The following is a 16,056-nucleotide window of genomic DNA, read 5'->3' as shown; positions in this document are numbered from 1 at the left end:
ATTAATGAGAGGAGGACACTTGCATGGCTTTTATGATATCCCAGCGGGCGTTCATTAAACTCTACTTAATTACGATGGTAGAGCAGCATAGAGGATATGGTTATGAAATGCTTGAGGCCATGAAGGAAGAATTCAAAGGGTTTGGATATGTCCCGCCTCAGAGTGAAGTATACCGTGCGCTGCATGAGCTTGTGCAAGAAGGGGTTTTTTATCGTACGAAGCGACTAAAAGGAAATGATCCGAGAATCGATTTTCAGGAAATCGTTCTGTATCATTTTACCGACGACGGAGAAGAGAAGGCCAGATTATATAAGAAGCAAGTCAAGACAGATCTGGACCGTTGTTTAGGCATGCTGAGGAAGGCAGAACAGGATAATTATTAATCACATTTGAATAAATCACATTAGTAAGCAGGGAAGGAGAGGATCAATGATGAGTGAAAAAATCCGATGGGGAATAATGAGTACTGCAAAGATAGCCAGGACAGCGGTTATTCCTGCCATACAGAACTCTAACCGGGGTGAAGTTGTAGCCATTGCAAGCCGTAATGAGAGCAGAGCAGCAGAGGTCGCTGCCGAACTGGATATATCCAAAGCCTACGGAAGCTATGACGCTCTGCTTGCGGATGAGGAGATTGATGCTGTCTACATTTCTGTCCCGAACCACATGCATATGGAGTGGACGATCAAAGCCGCGAGAGCCGGTAAGCATATATTGTGTGAGAAGCCGGCAGCACTGAATGAGGAGCAGGTAAGACAGATGATTGAAATCTGCAATCAGGAGCAGGTCGTTTTTGCAGAAGCATTCATGTATAGATATCATCCCAAGCATGCAAGGGTCAAGGAAATTATTGAGAGCGGCGAAATCGGTCAGGTAAGAGCGATTCATGCGAATTTCACTTACAATAACTGCTACGATACTGACAATGTGCGCTTCAAGAAGGAAATGGGTGGCGGCTCATTGTATGATGTCGGTGTATATCCCATTTCAGCGGCAAGAATGTATCTTGGACAAGAACCAGAAGCTGTCACAGTACATGCGTTGTTCTCTTCAGATCATGATAATGTGGATATGATGGCCTCAGGACTTGTGGAATTTCCGGAGAAGGTTGCGCTTACTTTTGATTGCGGAATGTGGGCTTGCTCCAGAGCAGAGCTTGAAATACTGGGAACAGAGGGCAGAATCGAGCTTCCAAAAGTGTTTGGATGGGAGAACAGCGATATTCCTCCTCAAATCATCTTACATACCGATGATGTGTCAAGAGAAGAGCGAATTTCAGTATCTAACTCGTTTGTTCTTCAAGCTGATGCATTTGCCGATGCAATCTTGGATGGAACACCGCTCCCCTTTACGCCAGAGGATGCTCTTCTGAATATACGTGTGGTGGAAGCCTGCATTCAGTCTGCACAGAGACGGGAACGCATTGCACTGCTGTGAATGATCCTATAATTACTGAAGACAACAATAGCATAGATCATTAACGTCTCTGTTTGGTAACTAACGATCAAACAATCCATAGAGGCGTTATTTTTTTGTAATTTTGACCTGCTTGGAACATCACCATATAATAGAATGCAACACTTATTAAAAGGTGGGATCTTAAATGAATAATAAAGTGCTAACTACGATGGAGGAAGTCAAGACGTACTCCGATCCTTACCGACTTCAAATATTAAATGTATTTCATAGATTGGGCAAACCAGCCACGGTAAAAGAAGTAGCAGACGAGCTGGGCGAACTGCCGGCAAAAGTTTATTATCATGTTAAGAAGCTTGAAAAAGTAGGTCTGCTCTCGCTCGTGGAGACACGGGAAATCAATGGTATCATAGCAAAATACTATGAGGTATTTCCCGGTGAGATCATTGTCAGCCGGGGGACGAAGGAAGATGTGCCGATGAGGCAGGTTGTCGCTTCCGAGAATGCATCGCATATTACGGCTTTGTTTGAACAGAACAAGCAGAGCTTTGTTCAGCGCATGGACGCAGGAGATCCTTCCTCAGCGCATTTGTTGAACCGTTCGATTTATGCGACCGAGGAAGAAGCCAAAGAGCTGTATGCCCAGATTGTGAAGCTGTGCGAGCCCTATTTTATGAAGCGGAGAGAGAAAGGCACGAATACCTACGAAGTGTTTGCAACAGTAATAGAACAAATGAAAAATATGAAATCATGACATCGTGACATCATAACAAAGGGCCGCTAAGCGGCCCCCATATATATTAAGTTATATTTACAGCTCCTCATAATCCTCTACATCCCGCTTCGTGGACGTGGCAGGAGAATCTGCTGTTCCATATTCTTTTACAGCTTCCCAGGCTTCTGCATTATCAAATTTACCCGCATTTCGTTGGCTGATTTCACCAGCCCCTCTGGGAGGTTTAGTCATCACTTGCTCTTCTACAGGACGATATTCGTTGAGCTCACCTTGCTGCTCTTGTTCAGCATGCTCAATACAGTATGAAGTGTAGGGAATAATTTCAAGCCGCTCGTATGGAATCGGTTTGCCGCATTCCTCGCACAGACCATAGCTCTGCTCTTGCATCTTGCCAATGGCTTTTTCGATTTGGTCCAGTTTCTCAGACTGCTGATCATCAATAGCCTGGTCTCTGGCTCGCTCATAGGTTTCGGTTCCGATATCTGCGGGATGATTATCTACGGAGGATAATTCTCCCGTAGCGTCAAGCAGGGAGTTGTCTTCTGAATTGATTCCGTCTTGGTTTATTTGAAAATGAGCTTGAATGTTTTCTTTTTCTTCCAACAAACGACTCTTCAATGTCTTAAGTTCTTCATTTGTAAGTTCTATTGTATTCATGTCTAGCAGCTCCTTTGTCTCATTCTTGTATGTTATTACCCTAACGAAGCTCATCACAACCATACTCGATGGGAATAGCATATATCAGGGAATAACAGGAATCTGATTGGAGAATAAGTTAGTTTTTGGTTAATGTAAGGGAAAGTTTATGTTGATTCATTTTCATCAGGGGTCAGTTTATGATATAAAAAAATAAGGGAATTCGATTAATGGAGGTTAGTTAGATATGGATGAACATATGAAACGCCGGCTGGATAAGCAGAAGCAGCTCTTTAAGCAGCTCGGCATTCAGATGGATGCACTATCCATTCATGAGAAACAATTCAACCACAAGCTTAGGGGTTACGATCCGGATGAGGTGGATGAATTTCTCGATATCATCATCAAGGATTATGAGCGTTTTTATGCACATATATCTGATCTGATGGATAAATGGCAGGAACAGCAATATATGATTCGGAATCTGAAGAATGTACCTAAACCGCAAGCGGATCCAAATCTGATCGATCGTAAACAGATTGAAGATGTAATCAAACAGCTGGAGTACAGTGTTCGGCAGCTCAAAGCCAAGGCCCGCCCGGATAAAGACCCATACATGGATTAACCGAATAGGGAATACCAAGGAGGTTACGTCATATGATCAAAATAACCGTATTATCTGACACTCATATGCCTCGAATGTCCAAGCAGCTGCCTGCACCTCTGCTTCAGGACCTTCAGGATACGGATTACATATTTCATGCGGGTGACTGGACGGACATTTCACTCTACGAGGAGCTTCAGTCTATGGGGAAGCTTCACGGAGTATATGGAAATACCGACCTTGCCATCATTCGAGGCCTATTGCCTGAACAAACCATTGTCGAAGCCGGAGGTAAGCGCTTTGGTATCGTACATGGACACATGGGCAGAGGGAGCACGGAAGATAATGCACTTCAAGCCTTCAAGTCAGAGCAAGTGGATTGTATCGTATTTGGACATTCACACATCCCTGTACTTAAAGAAGAGAATGGAATTATACTATTTAATCCGGGGTCACCTACGGACAAGAGAAGGCAGTCACAATATTCACACGGTGTAATCAGGGTTGATGACGAAATGGATATACAGCATGTTTATTATGACAGCAAGTGAATCCATTTCATCATCCCTGGAGCTGCAATAATGAAGTCTAAATATATACGAATGGTGATAAACACCTGTTGATCGTTTTAATAACGAATCAGCAGGTGTTTTTTTGCGGTTATAAATGATTTCAAATGATTTGCCTCTGAGTGTCTTCCTCGCCTGTTTTGTTATCTGTGGTTCATCTCTTAAGAAATAGCCGTATCTGTCCTTGAAGTACAGTGATAGGATGAACTTGTGAATACGCTTTATTCTAAAGGAGTGATAAGGAATGTTGTTATCTTTATTTACGGTTGCGACCCCAGATTTACTGCCTGAACAAATGCTCAAGGCTGCTTCGGATGCCGGAATTCAAGGTATTGAATGGCGGTACAAAGGCGTCCCGATGGAGGCAAGCCAGGAAGAACCTTCTTTTTGGAGAAGAAATCTGGCCTCCATAGATCCTGAGAATGCAGATGAGGAGGTCGCGAAGGCGGCAGCACTAACTGAACAATACGGGCTGAAATCGATTGCTCTTGTTCCTTATCTTACTTCGGGAGATCTGAAGGCTACGGAGCAGGCCTTCCAATCCGCTCAAAAGCTAGGTGCAGCAATGATGCGGGTGGGTGTTCCAGGTTATCATCGCTCGGCGAATTATCATGAGCTGTACAATGGTGCAATCTCGTACTTAAGCGAGGTTCAGGAGATGTCTCGTCAGTATGGAGTAAAAGCACTGGTCGAAACACATCATGGCACCATAGCTCCTAGTGCGGGACTTGCCTATCGGCTCGTTTCCTCATTCGATCCACAGCATATCGGAGTGTTGTATGATCCGGGGAATATGGTCCACGAAGGCTATGAAAATTACCGTATGGGCTTAGAGCTGCTTGGACCCTATCTAGCCCATGTTCATGTGAAGAATGCCAGCTGGATACAGCTGGAGAAGCCAGATAGCGAGATAGAAACCTATTATCAATCAAAATGGTCTCCTTTACTTAACGGAGTCGTTCGTTGGAGCACCGTTCTTGAAGATCTTGAATCCGTTGGATATAAGGGATATCTGGGAATAGAAGATTTTAGTCAGAGCTATTCTTCAGTGGAGATGCTCAAGAACTTCACGCAGAGCATGCATTCACTGAGCAAACAGTTACATATTGGAGGTGCTGCACAATGAATGCGGTAAGAGTCGGAATCATAGGCATCGGCAATATGGGTTCTGCCCATGCCAAAACCATTAATCAAGGTAAGATTAAAGGGGCAGTGCTTACGGCGATCAGTGATATGAGAGAGAGCGCCAAAGCATGGGCAGCAGATAACCTGCAAGGAGAAGTTCAGTATTTCCAGGATCCGAAAGCCATGATGCTCTCGGGGGAAGTTGATGCAGTCCTTATTGCTACACCTCATTATCAGCATTCGGAGCTTGCCATACTGGCATTTAATCAAGGGCTTCATGTTCTTATAGAAAAGCCGGCTGGGGTATATACAAGTCAAGTGAGAGAGATGAACGAAGCCGCGAATGAGAGCGGGAAGGTGTTCTCGATCATGTACAATCAGCGAACCAATCCACTGTACATCAAATTAAAGGATTTGATTGCTTCAGGGGAACTTGGTGAGATTCGGCGGACCAACTGGATTATTACTAGCTGGTACCGCTCTCAGAGCTATTATGATTCTGGAAGCTGGCGTGCGACTTGGGCGGGTGAAGGCGGAGGTGTGCTGCTGAATCAGTCTCCGCACCAGCTGGATCTATGGCAGTGGACAGTAGGCCTGATGCCGAAGCGGGTGCGAGCCTTCTGTGCGTTTGGCAAATATCGCAGCATTGAAGTCGAGGATGATGTGACTGCATACGTAGAATATGAGAATGGAGCCACCGGCGTCTTCATCACAACGACAGGAGAAACTCCGGGAACGAATCGATTTGAAGTAACAGGTGATCGCGGCAAAATTGTCGTTGAGGATGGGAAGATGACCTTTTGGCGGCTACGTGAACCCGAAAGTGAATTTAATCAGCGATATACCGGCGGATTTGGACAGCCAGAATGCTGGAAGATTGATATTCCCATTGAGGGCAGAGAGACAGGACACCTTGGTATTATGCAGAACTTTGTAGATGCTATTTTGCATGGCTCACCGCTTATTGCTCCTGGGGAAGAAGGAATTCATGGACTGACTTTATCCAATGCCATGTATTTATCTACTTGGACGGATCATTGGGTCGAGCTGCCAATTGATGAGGAGCTGTTTAACAAGCATCTTCAGGAACGCATTCGTCATTCCAAGATGAATACGGATCCAGTGAGAGAGACTCAATCACCGGCTGATCTAAGCGGTACCTTTCAATAAGATGATGGAGTTAAAGAATATGCTGGAAAGAGGTGCTGACAATGAGTAATCGAGATGGGATGTTTTATGCGCCGGAGAGTGCAGTGAATGAAGTTGTTGCAGGACCTGGAGAATTTGTCATCGCGGCAGCAGCTCTGGATCATGGGCATATCTATGGGATGTGTGGCGAGCTTGTACGCTCAGGAGCTACTCTAAAATGGGTATACGATCCTGACCCGGATAAAGTAAGGGCTTTTCAGGAACGATTTCCGGAAGCCAAGGCAGCCAATTCCCTTGATGAAATATTAAATGATGCCGAGGTTCGTCTCGTGGCGGGAGCGGCTGTTCCTTCGGAAAGAGGGCCGCTGGGTCTTGTCGTCATGGACGCAGGTAAAGATTATTTTACGGATAAAGCCCCCTTTACTTCCCTCACACAGCTTGAGGCTGCTCGTCAGAAGGTAAAGGAAACAGGCCGAAAGTATATGGTTTATTATAGTGAACGCCTACATGTCGAGAGCGCTGTTTATGCTGGTCAGCTTATATCTCAAGGGGCGATCGGCAAGGTGCTCCAAGTCATGGGTACAGGACCGCATCGCTTAAATGCCGGCAGCCGCCCAGAATGGTTCTTCGAGAAAGACAAATACGGTGGAATTATTTGCGATATTGGAAGCCATCAAATTGAACAATTTCTATACTTTGCATCTTGTCAGAATGCAGAAGTGAAGTATAGTCGTGCGGTTAATATGGCGCATCCCGAGTATCCGGAGCTGGAAGATTTCGGAGAAGCTGCGCTCGTGGGTGATAACGGCGCCTCAGGATATTTTCGGGTGGATTGGTTTACACCGAACGGCCTTTCTACATGGGGAGATGGGCGTACGACCATACTGGGGACGGACGGTTACATTGAACTGCGTAAATATACAGACATTGCACGAGAATCGATAGGCGATCAAGTATATCTGGTCAATCATGAGGGGGAATACCGGTTTAATGTAAAAGGGAAGGTAGGCTATCCTTTTTTCAGTCAATTAATTAAGGATTGTATAAATAGAACAGAGGATGCCATGTCTCAGGCTCATGCTTTTAAGGCAGCGGAGTTATGTCTCACTGCTCAAGAACTGGCATCAGCAGGGACATTCCAAGCCGCACGGTAATTGATGTTGTCGTTTGCAGCCTATTGCGTGATACAATGAAGTCACGATGAGATCTTTGCATGAGCAACAAAACGATGCAAAGGAATGAAGGAGTGACTTCAATTGTGGCAAATACGTTCAACATGATTGATCCGCTCGCCTTTAATTACCGGAATAGCCACCCTGTAAAGCACGGTCAGGATGATGGGTTTCATTCCCATCCATTTTATGAGCTGTACTATTTCCACGAAGGCAAATGCACGTATGTTATTGGCGACAAGATCTATACTCTTGTCCCTGGTGATTTAATCTTGATGCATGGCATGACCTTACACAGACCACACCCAGATCCAAGCATTCCTTATATAAGAACGACATTGCATTTCTATCCAATGATGCTTGAAGAGTATCTTGTCGCTGAACGCGCTCATGCCCTGCTCGCACCATTCGAGAAACTGAAGAATCATGTTTTTCATCTTACAGCTGAGCAGCAGCAGGAAACGGAGGCGAGTCTAGCCCAGCTGAACCAGCTCTATGAGATGAAGGGGCGGGAACAGATGAGTGACCGCTTCGTACTTAAGCTGTGTGACTTCTTGATTATGGCACAGCAATTCACCGACAATAAGCTGTTAGAGCACAGGACACGTACAGATAAGGAAGAACACATCCAAGGCATCATTACTTATTTGGAGACAAATTATATGAACGAGATTGGGCTGGATGAGATCGCCAGAGAGCTGCATTTATCCAAGCCTTATATGGCAGCACTGTTCAAAGAGATGACAGGCACAACAATCTTTAAATATTTGTATATGCGACGAATCAATCAAGCCAAGCTGCTGTTTCGTTTCCATCCGGATATGTCCGTCACGGAAGCAAGCAAGAAGTCGGGATTTAAGCGGGTTTCGCATTTCAGCCGTATGTTTAAACAGACGGTGGGCTGTACACCGGAGGTTTTTCGGACGCATCATCTTATATGAAATGAAACCTGAACATAAAGCAGTTCGTATAAACGTTTATGTGAACGCTTTTTTTGTGAAGGGAGACCCGCTATATGAGAAGACAACGAAAAAGAAAACAGCAGGCTGTTATGATGGCGACGATGCTTGCATCCGCTGTGATGCTATCTGCTTGTTCTGCCGTAGATAGTGTGAATCAATCTCTTAATTATGTAAATGAGGCAACCGAATATATCAATCAAGTATCAACAGCCGGCACAGAGCTTCAAAATCTGGCCCAGGAAGCTGTCAATAACCCTGATGCGGCAGCTCAGTTTCAGGAACAGCTGGAACAAATCCGGACGGAAGCTAGTGAGTTTGCTCAGCTAACGCCTCCAGCCATTGGAGAATCCATCCATGCCAGGCTCGTAGAATATAATGAACAGCTCACCGGTATGGTTGATCAGTTCAGTCAGCGAATACAGGAGCAGGGCTTCACACTGGAGAATTGGGAACAGACGGGTATTCCGGATCTGATAACGAACATTAATAATCTGAGCCAGCAGCTAAATGATTTAGGCGGCTAACCACTTTGCTGTTAACGCTTCGTTTGCCTTGCCTGGTCTTATCTACTAAAATGAAGGGCAGCAGGAGTAGATCGCAGGCAAAGGAAGTGTAAATGTGACAGACATATGTAAAGAAATCTTCGTCGTGAGCTCCAGCCAGTCTGATCTGCATTCTCGCATTAAGCTTTCGTCCGTTCTTGAGAGGCTCCAGGATGCTGCCGACCGTCATTTGCAGGAGCTGGGAATTACGATAAGCGAGATGCTGAAGAATCATTATGGCTGGATGCTCATGACGATAGAGATCGATTGTGAGCAGATACCGGTGCTTGAGGAAGAGTGGACGGTATCGACATGGTCCAGAGGGTACAAAGGTGTTGTCTGGCTAAGAGATTATCGGTTTGAGGGTACTGATGGAGCAATGGGATATGCAAGGTCTACCTGGACCTTGGTTGATATTCATAAACGCAAGATATTGCGTCCATCTGCATTGCCTTATGACATTCCAACGGTTACCAGTCAATCCTCCTCCGGCGATATGCCGGATAAAGTATCCATCTCTGAAGCTATTGAGCTTAAGACTGCTTACGAGTTCAAAGCCGGGTATAGTACAACCGATAGCAATGGACATCTGAATAATGCAAGATATGCAGACCTCTGTTATGATGCTCTGACAGCTGAGGAATTGGAACATCTCGTATGGAGAAGGTTTAGAATTACTTATCACCGAGAGGTAAGATTGAACGAGACATTCACCCTTCAACGTTCGGATGGAGATGGATCGAGCATCTGGTTTCGTGGAATGAATTCAGAAGGATTCAGTATCTTTGAAGCCCAGCTGGTTTATGAGCAGCAGCTGACCCAATAGTTTGTGAAATAGCACTGTCAATTTCGATGAATCGAAGTTGACGGTGTTTTTTTGATGTCTGTATAGTGTCAATCGATGGTTCTCTTGTGCATGTTTAGTCATGGGTTGAGCATGGTAATGATAAATATCGTTCCAGAACAAGGAGGTAAATGAACAATGGCTGATATGAAGAATCATGATAAAAAAGATCGCACTCAGATGGATCATCCCGAGCAGTACCCGACAGAGAAGGAAAGCTTGTTCGATCAATATGAAGAAGAACTGCATGTAGACCCCATTCCGGTTCAGGATCTGAATATGGAGAAACAAGAAGAGAAGGATAAAGAGGCGACCAAGCAAAATTCTTCAACAGAAGAGAAATACCGTGCCGATTATCGGGATTAATTGAAGAATTACTTCAAAGCTCGTGAATGAAATCAACTCGGATTATAAATAATAAAAGACGGTTAGTTATGGACGACATTCACTCAAACTTTTATAGATTTACTTGACTAATGTAAGCGAGTATACTATCTTTAGTTTTGTCGACCTACAAAATATACCAGGAGGTTTTTTTCTAATGGCTAAAGAATTTATGGAAGCTCTCAAGGAAAGAAGATCTTACTACGCGATTTCTAAAGAATCCCATGTTTCGGATGCAAGAATTGAGGAGATCATTGGTGAAGCAGTCAAGTATACGCCGTCTTCTTTTAACTCCCAATCGGCCCGCGTTGTCGTATTGCTGGGAGAGAAGCATGATAAGCTCTGGAACATTACGGAAGATACACTTCGCAAAACGGTAAATGACGATGAGAAATTCAAATCAACTGCGGACAAAATGGCAAGCTTCCGTGCAGGATACGGCACCGTGCTGTTCTTCGAGGATCAGGAAGTGATTGAGAACCTGCAGAAGCAGTTTGCTCTCTATGCGGACAACTTCCCAGTCTGGGCGAACCAATCTAGCGGCATGCTGCAATTGGTCGTATGGACAGCGCTTAAGCAAGAAGGTCTTGGAGCATCTCTCCAGCACTACAATCCGCTGATTGACGACGAAGTGAAGGAAGTATTTGATGTTCCTGCAACATGGAAACTGATTGCACAAATGCCTTTTGGCACGCCTGCGGCAGATCCGGGTGACAAAGATTTTGCTCCACTGGATACCCGTCTTAAAGTGTTAAAATAATTGCTGAAATAACGAATACTTAGATAGAGTATTGCTTCGAATGAAGCGATACTCTTTTTTGTCGTTCAAGATGCTGCACAGATAAATATAGAAGTATAACCATAATTTAAGTACATACACGACTCACAGCACTTTGATAGGATAGATTTATCCTATAATGCAAGTGAGGCGCTGGTTTTGAGAATACAAAGTAACACATGGGGCAGGATTGTAAAAAAAGGCATGAACCTAGGCATTATTGTTTCATTATTGACAGTTTATATCACACCGCAGCATGCAGCTGCATCTTCTTTGGAGCCCCCTTTTAGAGACATTTCGAATAGTTATGCTAAAGAGGCCATCGTCCGGTTGTATAATAAAGGCATTGTTCGAGGAACTACCTTGACGACGTTTGAGCCTGGGAAGAAGGTTACAAGAGCAGAACTTGCCAAAATGATGGTCGCTGCTCTCAGGCTTGATCCGACGATGAACGATTTGACTCCTTTCAAGGATCTGAAAGAGAAGGATTGGTATTACGGTGACATTAGTGCTCTATTGAACTTGGGGATCGTTCAAGGAAGATCAGAGAACTATTTTGCACCCAAATCAGACGTGACTCGGGAGGAAGCTGCAGCGCTGATGGTCCGTATGCTGAAGTCCGCTCCTAATCCGATCGAAGCATCAGCAGAGCTGCCTTACATAGATCATAAGCAAACCTCTAAGTGGGCATGGGGCTATATAAGTCAAGTAACTCAGCTCGGATTCATGCAGGGTGACAGCGGGGCGTTTAGACCGAATGATTCGTTGACCCGTGCGGAAGCAGCGGTTCTGCTAGACCGTATACTGCAAGCACCAGCTATTAAATCTGAGCTCAATATCAGTGAAGCGGATCCGATTCTGCTTGGCTGGCAGTACGATTCAACGACAGCCGAGTACGAGAAGCAGGTGCTCGATGCAGGAATCAATACTCTTTCTCCGCGCTGGTATTTTCTCGATGAGACAGAAGTTGTCCAGGATCATACGGATCAGAGGCTATTAACTTTTGCTAAGCGAAATAAGCTGAATATCTGGGGTATGGTAGGCAACCGCGCAAATGCAGAGATGACACATCGGGTGTTGTCGAATGCTGTCTTGCGAGAAGCTACTGTCTCCAAATTGGTGGATTATGCGAAGAAGTATGAGTTAGCCGGCCTGAATATTGATTTTGAAAATGTGTCACCAGAGGAACGCGAATATCTGACATTGTTTATGACTTCGCTGTATTCTAAGCTCACCAGCATAGGTGTGACTTTATCTATTGATGTATCTCCTGATCTGGGTACAAGCTGGACGGCTGCTTTTGATTACAAGGCACTTGGCGAGGTGGCCGACTATGTCGTGTTAATGGGATATGAGGAGCATTGGAATGGTTCGTCCACTGCAGGCTCGGTCGCTTCAATCCCATGGCTGGAGTACGCTGTTCAGAGATTACAGCAGAACGTGCCCAAGGACAAGATTATCGCAGCACTGCCAACCTATACTCGGAATTGGTCCTTGTCATCTCCTCAGCTTGGCTCCTATGATATTTCACTGAAGACGCAGGGAGAAATTTATCGTCAATATTCACCTGCTATGAAATGGAATTCTGATATTGCGCAATACACGTTAACATATACTTCTCAGGGGATATCTCGCGGGATATGGGCAGAAGACAGCCGTTCCTTGTCAGCCAAGACAACTCTGTTTGAAGCATATGATGTTGCAGGTTATGCGTTCTGGTATATGGGCTCTGAGACTAGCGATGTGTGGACAGCGATGAATAATGCCAGACAATATGCAGCTTATTCATTTGGATTATAACTCTTAAGAGGATCATGCTTAGCATGGTCCTTTTTAATGATTCCGGGCTCTTCGTTTAAAAAGATACATATTGTTTAAGGATAAAAGAGAGAAGACATATAGAAGAAGGCAGGGATAGGATGATATATGATTGCATAATTGTCGGCGGAGGTATTGCCGGGCTGCAGGCTGCTATACAGCTGGGAAGGTATTCTATACACAAGGTGCTAGTCATTGATGCGGGGGAAGGTCGTTCGACCATATGCCGTAATTATCATAATATACTGGGGTTTCCGGAGGGGATATCTGGAGAGGAGATCCGCAGACGAGGAAGAGCTCATGCTGAAGCGACGGGCATAGAATTTTGTACGGATCGCATTACCTCTGCCAAAAAGGAAGGTGAGCTCTTCCTACTAAACGGTAATCATGATCAGTTGTATCAAGCTAGAACACTTCTGCTTGCTACAGGTATTACAGATCGGCACCCGAATATTCCGGGTCTCCGAGATGCACTGGGAATGTCTGTCTATATATGTCCTGATTGTGATGGATACGAGATTGAGAACAAGCGGACCGTCATTATGGGTTCCGGTGTTACCGGCGCCGGTATGGCGAACATCTTGGCTAAACGGGCCTCCGAGATGATCTATATTAATCACGATCAAGCTGAGCTGACCTCGAAATTGAGAGACAAATTAAGCCAGAAGGGTGTTCAATATATTGAAGAGGCCATTACTGAAGTAGAGAGTGATGACAAGGGCATGATAACAGCTGTCAAGCTGGCAAATGGTACTGTTGTCGAGGCTGAACGAGGGTTTATCGCTTTTGGAGACAACAAGGTTCATTCGGAATTGGCGGAGCAGCTCGGTGCTAAGGTAGAGGGTAACAAGCATGTTGAGGCAGACGGGCGTTCGCGAATGTCATCTGTACCGAACCTATGGATCGCGGGTGATATCGGCTTGCACTCGGAGCAAGCCGCTGTAGCGATGGGAGATGGACTTCTGTCGGCAATCTGGATCAACAAAGCATTGCATCAAATGCATAGCAGCTAAGGATAAAAAGAAAATGTAATAGATTCATCTTGTTTCATTCTAGACGGGAAGGTTAATAGGAAGTGTGCAAGCGTTCAAAATATCTGTATAACTGGAGGAGAATACGATGTCTGAACAAACACATATGATCAATAAGGATAGAAAAGTAGAGCTGAATCAGGTGGATGAAGTGATGAATCGAATGGCTCCGGAACAAAAGGATGATATTTTGGAACAATTTGAAACATTCAAACAATACTTGAAGAAGCGTGTATCCTTGGGAGAATCACTCGGTTTGAACGAAGAACAGTTAACATTGGTTGCAGAAAAGGTTGCAGAGATGTTATCCAAGAATGAAGAGCCGAGAAACAGAGAGGAGAAGCTGCTCCAAGAGCTATGGAATGCAGCTAATAACGAACAACAGCATGCATTAGCACATGTGTTGGTCAAATTCGTTAAGAATTAGTGTTGGAAATGAAGACAGGTTCGGGTCCCTCGTCGGGACCCTTATACTTATGAGATGAATAAATTTTATATTTTTATTAACAAGATTGAAACTCTTCGTTAACAATAAACGTTTATACTAGGTACTAAGAACAGCTAAGAAGATTTAATACATAGCACATGGAGGCTTTATAGAGCCGCACCAGAAGGAGAGATGTCAAATGAAAAATCGGCTATTTACATTTGTTGCGCTGGGTGTAATTCTTTCGGGAACTTTAATATATGGTAACTTTAATATCGGGAATCATTCAACAGTCTTTGCGAAGTCAGAGGAAGCTCAGGATACGGCGGTTCGCGTAGAGAATCAAACTGTATATATCAACGATCTTAGCGATCTTAACGGAGAACTGCAAATCAAAGCTGACGAGATTGAGTGGTATGAAGGTGAAGAAGCAAACACCGTTTTCGTGGAGCAAGAGCCTGACGCTGGAATTGACTATGCTCCGGACGGCTACTATATTGTGAATGAGCAGGAAGCAAATGAAACCCTAAAGATCGCAGATGATGCAACCGTTACGGTTCAAATTTATGATCGTACGGGAGATGCCAAGGATATTGACATCGAGTGGAATGAAGAGATCAGCTTAGATAAATTTGCCGAACTCTACGGAGATACAACGAATATGGACATGAGCGTATTTCCTTATCATCTAACGATTGAGAACGGTGAAGTTATACAAATCGTACAACAATATATTCCTTAAGAAGGATGACATTCAGCCCTCTTGCGATAGCAAGGGGGCTATTTCTATGCCCGCTATCATAATATCGAATATCTGAAATTTTGAGCTATCAAAGGGGGATTGGCATGCTTGATTGCATCATTATAGGCGGCGGTCCTGCAGGACTGAGTGCTGGATTGGTGCTGGCACGTTCTCTCCGCAGAACGATCATCTTCGATCACGGCAGACCTCGGCATGCGCGGACCAGACAATCTCATGGTTATTTGACCAGGGATGGGGCTAGTCCTGCTGAATTCAGACAGATTGCTCATCAAGAGCTATCCGAGTATCCTTCCATAAGTATAATGCAAGAGGAAGTCATTGATGTTCAGCCTGTATTTGGCGGGTTTAAAGCCCGTATGACCAGCGGCAAAGAGGTAACCGGAAGAAAAGTTCTGCTAAGTACGGGTCTCCGTGAGATTCTTCCCTCGCTGCCAGGACTTCAGGAGTATTACGGGCAGAGTCTCTTTAGTTGTCCCTACTGCGATGGTTACGAGCTAAGAGGGAAGCGCCTTGTTCTTCTAGCGGAGACGATGAATGTATTCAGTACGGCTCAAATGATCTATCACTGGAGCAAGGATCTGGTTATATGTACAAATGGAAAGAGGATCCTTAATGTAGAACAACAAAAAAAACTTGTGAGTAAAGGGATAAGAATTGCAGAGCAGCCAATCAGCCAATTATCCGGACGTAACGGAAAGCTTGAGGCCATACGGTTCAAGAATGGTCAAACTATCGAGCGAGAGGGTGGATTTGTTACACCACAGCTAAGCCAAGCAAGCCCTATTGGGCCAAGACTGGGGTGTCATATGAACGACCGGGGCGCCTTGATGACAGATCAGTATGGAAGGACGAATATTAAAGGTATCTATGCGGCCGGGGATAGTACGGTTCCTTCTCCTACACAGTTAATTATCGCAGCAGCGGAAGGCAGTAAGGCAGCTATAGGAATCAATATGGATCTTGTTTATGAAGATTTCTAGTCAGGTTAAGCGAAAAAGAGGAAAAAGAGGCGATCTCCAATGGAGATCGCCATGTTCTGTTCCAATATCTATAAGAAGGATTAATATTGGAATGTACTAACGATGATTACGAGCAGAATG

Annotated in this window: 19 protein-coding genes; 18 read left to right on the top strand and 1 reads right to left on the bottom strand. The window is 44.7% G+C overall.

Features of this window, described 5'->3' with window-relative positions:
- Positions 1-23: 23 nt before the first annotated feature.
- The 3 genes from BK126_RS01925 to BK126_RS01915 all read left to right on the top strand — a co-directional run bounded on the left by BK126_RS01925 (position 24) and on the right by BK126_RS01915 (position 2,170).
- Positions 24-383: a replication termination protein gene (locus BK126_RS01925; RefSeq protein WP_076311044.1), complete on the top strand. Its 360-nt coding sequence runs from the start codon at positions 24-26 to the stop codon at positions 381-383.
- Positions 384-432: 49 nt separating this feature from the next.
- The gene (locus BK126_RS01920; RefSeq protein WP_076311043.1) at positions 433-1,437 is read left to right on the top strand and encodes a Gfo/Idh/MocA family protein; all 1,005 of its coding nucleotides are present in this window, start codon (positions 433-435) and stop codon (positions 1,435-1,437) included.
- A gap of 166 nt (positions 1,438-1,603) precedes the next feature.
- Positions 1,604-2,170 (top strand): ArsR/SmtB family transcription factor, encoded by a 567-nt coding sequence (locus tag BK126_RS01915; RefSeq protein WP_076311042.1) that lies wholly within the window; start codon positions 1,604-1,606, stop codon positions 2,168-2,170.
- Positions 2,171-2,227: 57 nt separating this feature from the next.
- On the opposite strand, the gene BK126_RS01910 is transcribed toward BK126_RS01915, so the two are convergent.
- The gene (locus BK126_RS01910) at positions 2,228-2,809 is read right to left on the bottom strand and encodes a TraR/DksA C4-type zinc finger protein (protein ID WP_076311041.1); all 582 of its coding nucleotides are present in this window, start codon (positions 2,807-2,809) and stop codon (positions 2,228-2,230) included.
- Positions 2,810-3,035: 226 nt separating this feature from the next.
- Here BK126_RS01910 and BK126_RS01905 point away from each other — a divergent pair, with 226 nt between their 5' ends.
- The 15 genes from BK126_RS01905 (at position 3,036) to BK126_RS01835 (ending at position 15,936) form a co-directional block, all read left to right on the top strand.
- The gene (locus BK126_RS01905) at positions 3,036-3,413 is read left to right on the top strand and encodes a DivIVA domain-containing protein (RefSeq protein ID WP_076311040.1); all 378 of its coding nucleotides are present in this window, start codon (positions 3,036-3,038) and stop codon (positions 3,411-3,413) included.
- A 35-nt stretch (positions 3,414-3,448) separates the two neighbouring features.
- Positions 3,449-3,943: a metallophosphoesterase family protein gene (locus BK126_RS01900; protein ID WP_076312501.1), complete on the top strand. Its 495-nt coding sequence runs from the start codon at positions 3,449-3,451 to the stop codon at positions 3,941-3,943.
- Between the two features lie 262 nt (positions 3,944-4,205).
- A complete protein-coding gene (locus tag BK126_RS01895; protein WP_076311039.1) occupies positions 4,206-5,087 on the top strand; it encodes a sugar phosphate isomerase/epimerase family protein in 882 nt (293 codons plus the stop codon).
- Positions 5,084-6,256, top strand: coding sequence for a Gfo/Idh/MocA family protein (locus BK126_RS01890; RefSeq protein ID WP_076311038.1), 1,173 nt, complete (start codon positions 5,084-5,086; stop codon positions 6,254-6,256). Before BK126_RS01895 ends, BK126_RS01890 begins: the two co-directional genes overlap by 4 nt.
- A gap of 41 nt (positions 6,257-6,297) precedes the next feature.
- A complete protein-coding gene (locus BK126_RS01885) occupies positions 6,298-7,389 on the top strand; it encodes a Gfo/Idh/MocA family protein (RefSeq protein WP_076311037.1) in 1,092 nt (363 codons plus the stop codon).
- 59 nt (positions 7,390-7,448) lie between these two features.
- Complete coding sequence (locus tag BK126_RS01880) at positions 7,449-8,348, top strand: AraC family transcriptional regulator (RefSeq protein ID WP_256702675.1); 900 nt, start codon at positions 7,449-7,451, stop codon at positions 8,346-8,348.
- 74 nt (positions 8,349-8,422) lie between these two features.
- Positions 8,423-8,893, top strand: a complete 471-nt coding sequence (locus tag BK126_RS01875) for a DUF6376 family protein (RefSeq protein ID WP_076311036.1) — start codon at positions 8,423-8,425, stop codon at positions 8,891-8,893.
- 94 nt (positions 8,894-8,987) lie between these two features.
- Complete coding sequence (locus tag BK126_RS01870) at positions 8,988-9,737, top strand: acyl-[acyl-carrier-protein] thioesterase (RefSeq protein WP_076311035.1); 750 nt, start codon at positions 8,988-8,990, stop codon at positions 9,735-9,737.
- A 156-nt stretch (positions 9,738-9,893) separates the two neighbouring features.
- Positions 9,894-10,121 (top strand): hypothetical protein, encoded by a 228-nt coding sequence (locus BK126_RS01865; RefSeq protein WP_047909597.1) that lies wholly within the window; start codon positions 9,894-9,896, stop codon positions 10,119-10,121.
- Positions 10,122-10,296: 175 nt separating this feature from the next.
- Entirely contained in the window at positions 10,297-10,899 is a 603-nt protein-coding gene (locus BK126_RS01860; RefSeq protein ID WP_076311034.1) for a nitroreductase family protein, read from the top strand.
- Positions 10,900-11,076: 177 nt separating this feature from the next.
- Positions 11,077-12,717: an S-layer homology domain-containing protein gene (locus BK126_RS01855; RefSeq protein ID WP_143042057.1), complete on the top strand. Its 1,641-nt coding sequence runs from the start codon at positions 11,077-11,079 to the stop codon at positions 12,715-12,717.
- Positions 12,718-12,836: 119 nt separating this feature from the next.
- The gene (locus BK126_RS01850; RefSeq protein ID WP_076311032.1) at positions 12,837-13,748 is read left to right on the top strand and encodes an NAD(P)/FAD-dependent oxidoreductase; all 912 of its coding nucleotides are present in this window, start codon (positions 12,837-12,839) and stop codon (positions 13,746-13,748) included.
- A 106-nt stretch (positions 13,749-13,854) separates the two neighbouring features.
- Positions 13,855-14,193: a DUF3243 domain-containing protein gene (locus BK126_RS01845; RefSeq protein ID WP_076311031.1), complete on the top strand. Its 339-nt coding sequence runs from the start codon at positions 13,855-13,857 to the stop codon at positions 14,191-14,193.
- A 199-nt stretch (positions 14,194-14,392) separates the two neighbouring features.
- On the top strand, positions 14,393-14,935 hold the full coding sequence (locus tag BK126_RS01840) for a hypothetical protein (protein ID WP_076311030.1): 543 nt from the start codon (positions 14,393-14,395) through the stop codon (positions 14,933-14,935).
- A gap of 104 nt (positions 14,936-15,039) precedes the next feature.
- Positions 15,040-15,936 carry an NAD(P)/FAD-dependent oxidoreductase gene (locus tag BK126_RS01835; protein WP_076311029.1) on the top strand — a complete coding sequence of 299 codons (897 nt, stop codon included), beginning with the start codon at positions 15,040-15,042 and terminating at the stop codon, positions 15,934-15,936.
- Positions 15,937-16,056 lie beyond the last annotated feature (120 nt).

The sequence above is a fragment of the Paenibacillus sp. FSL H7-0326 genome (assembly GCF_001955535.1).
In the GTDB taxonomy this organism is placed as follows: Bacteria; Bacillota; Bacilli; order Paenibacillales; family Paenibacillaceae; genus Paenibacillus; species Paenibacillus shunpengii.
Note: the sequence above shows the minus strand (reverse complement) of the source record. Positions and strands in the feature narration are given on the sequence as shown.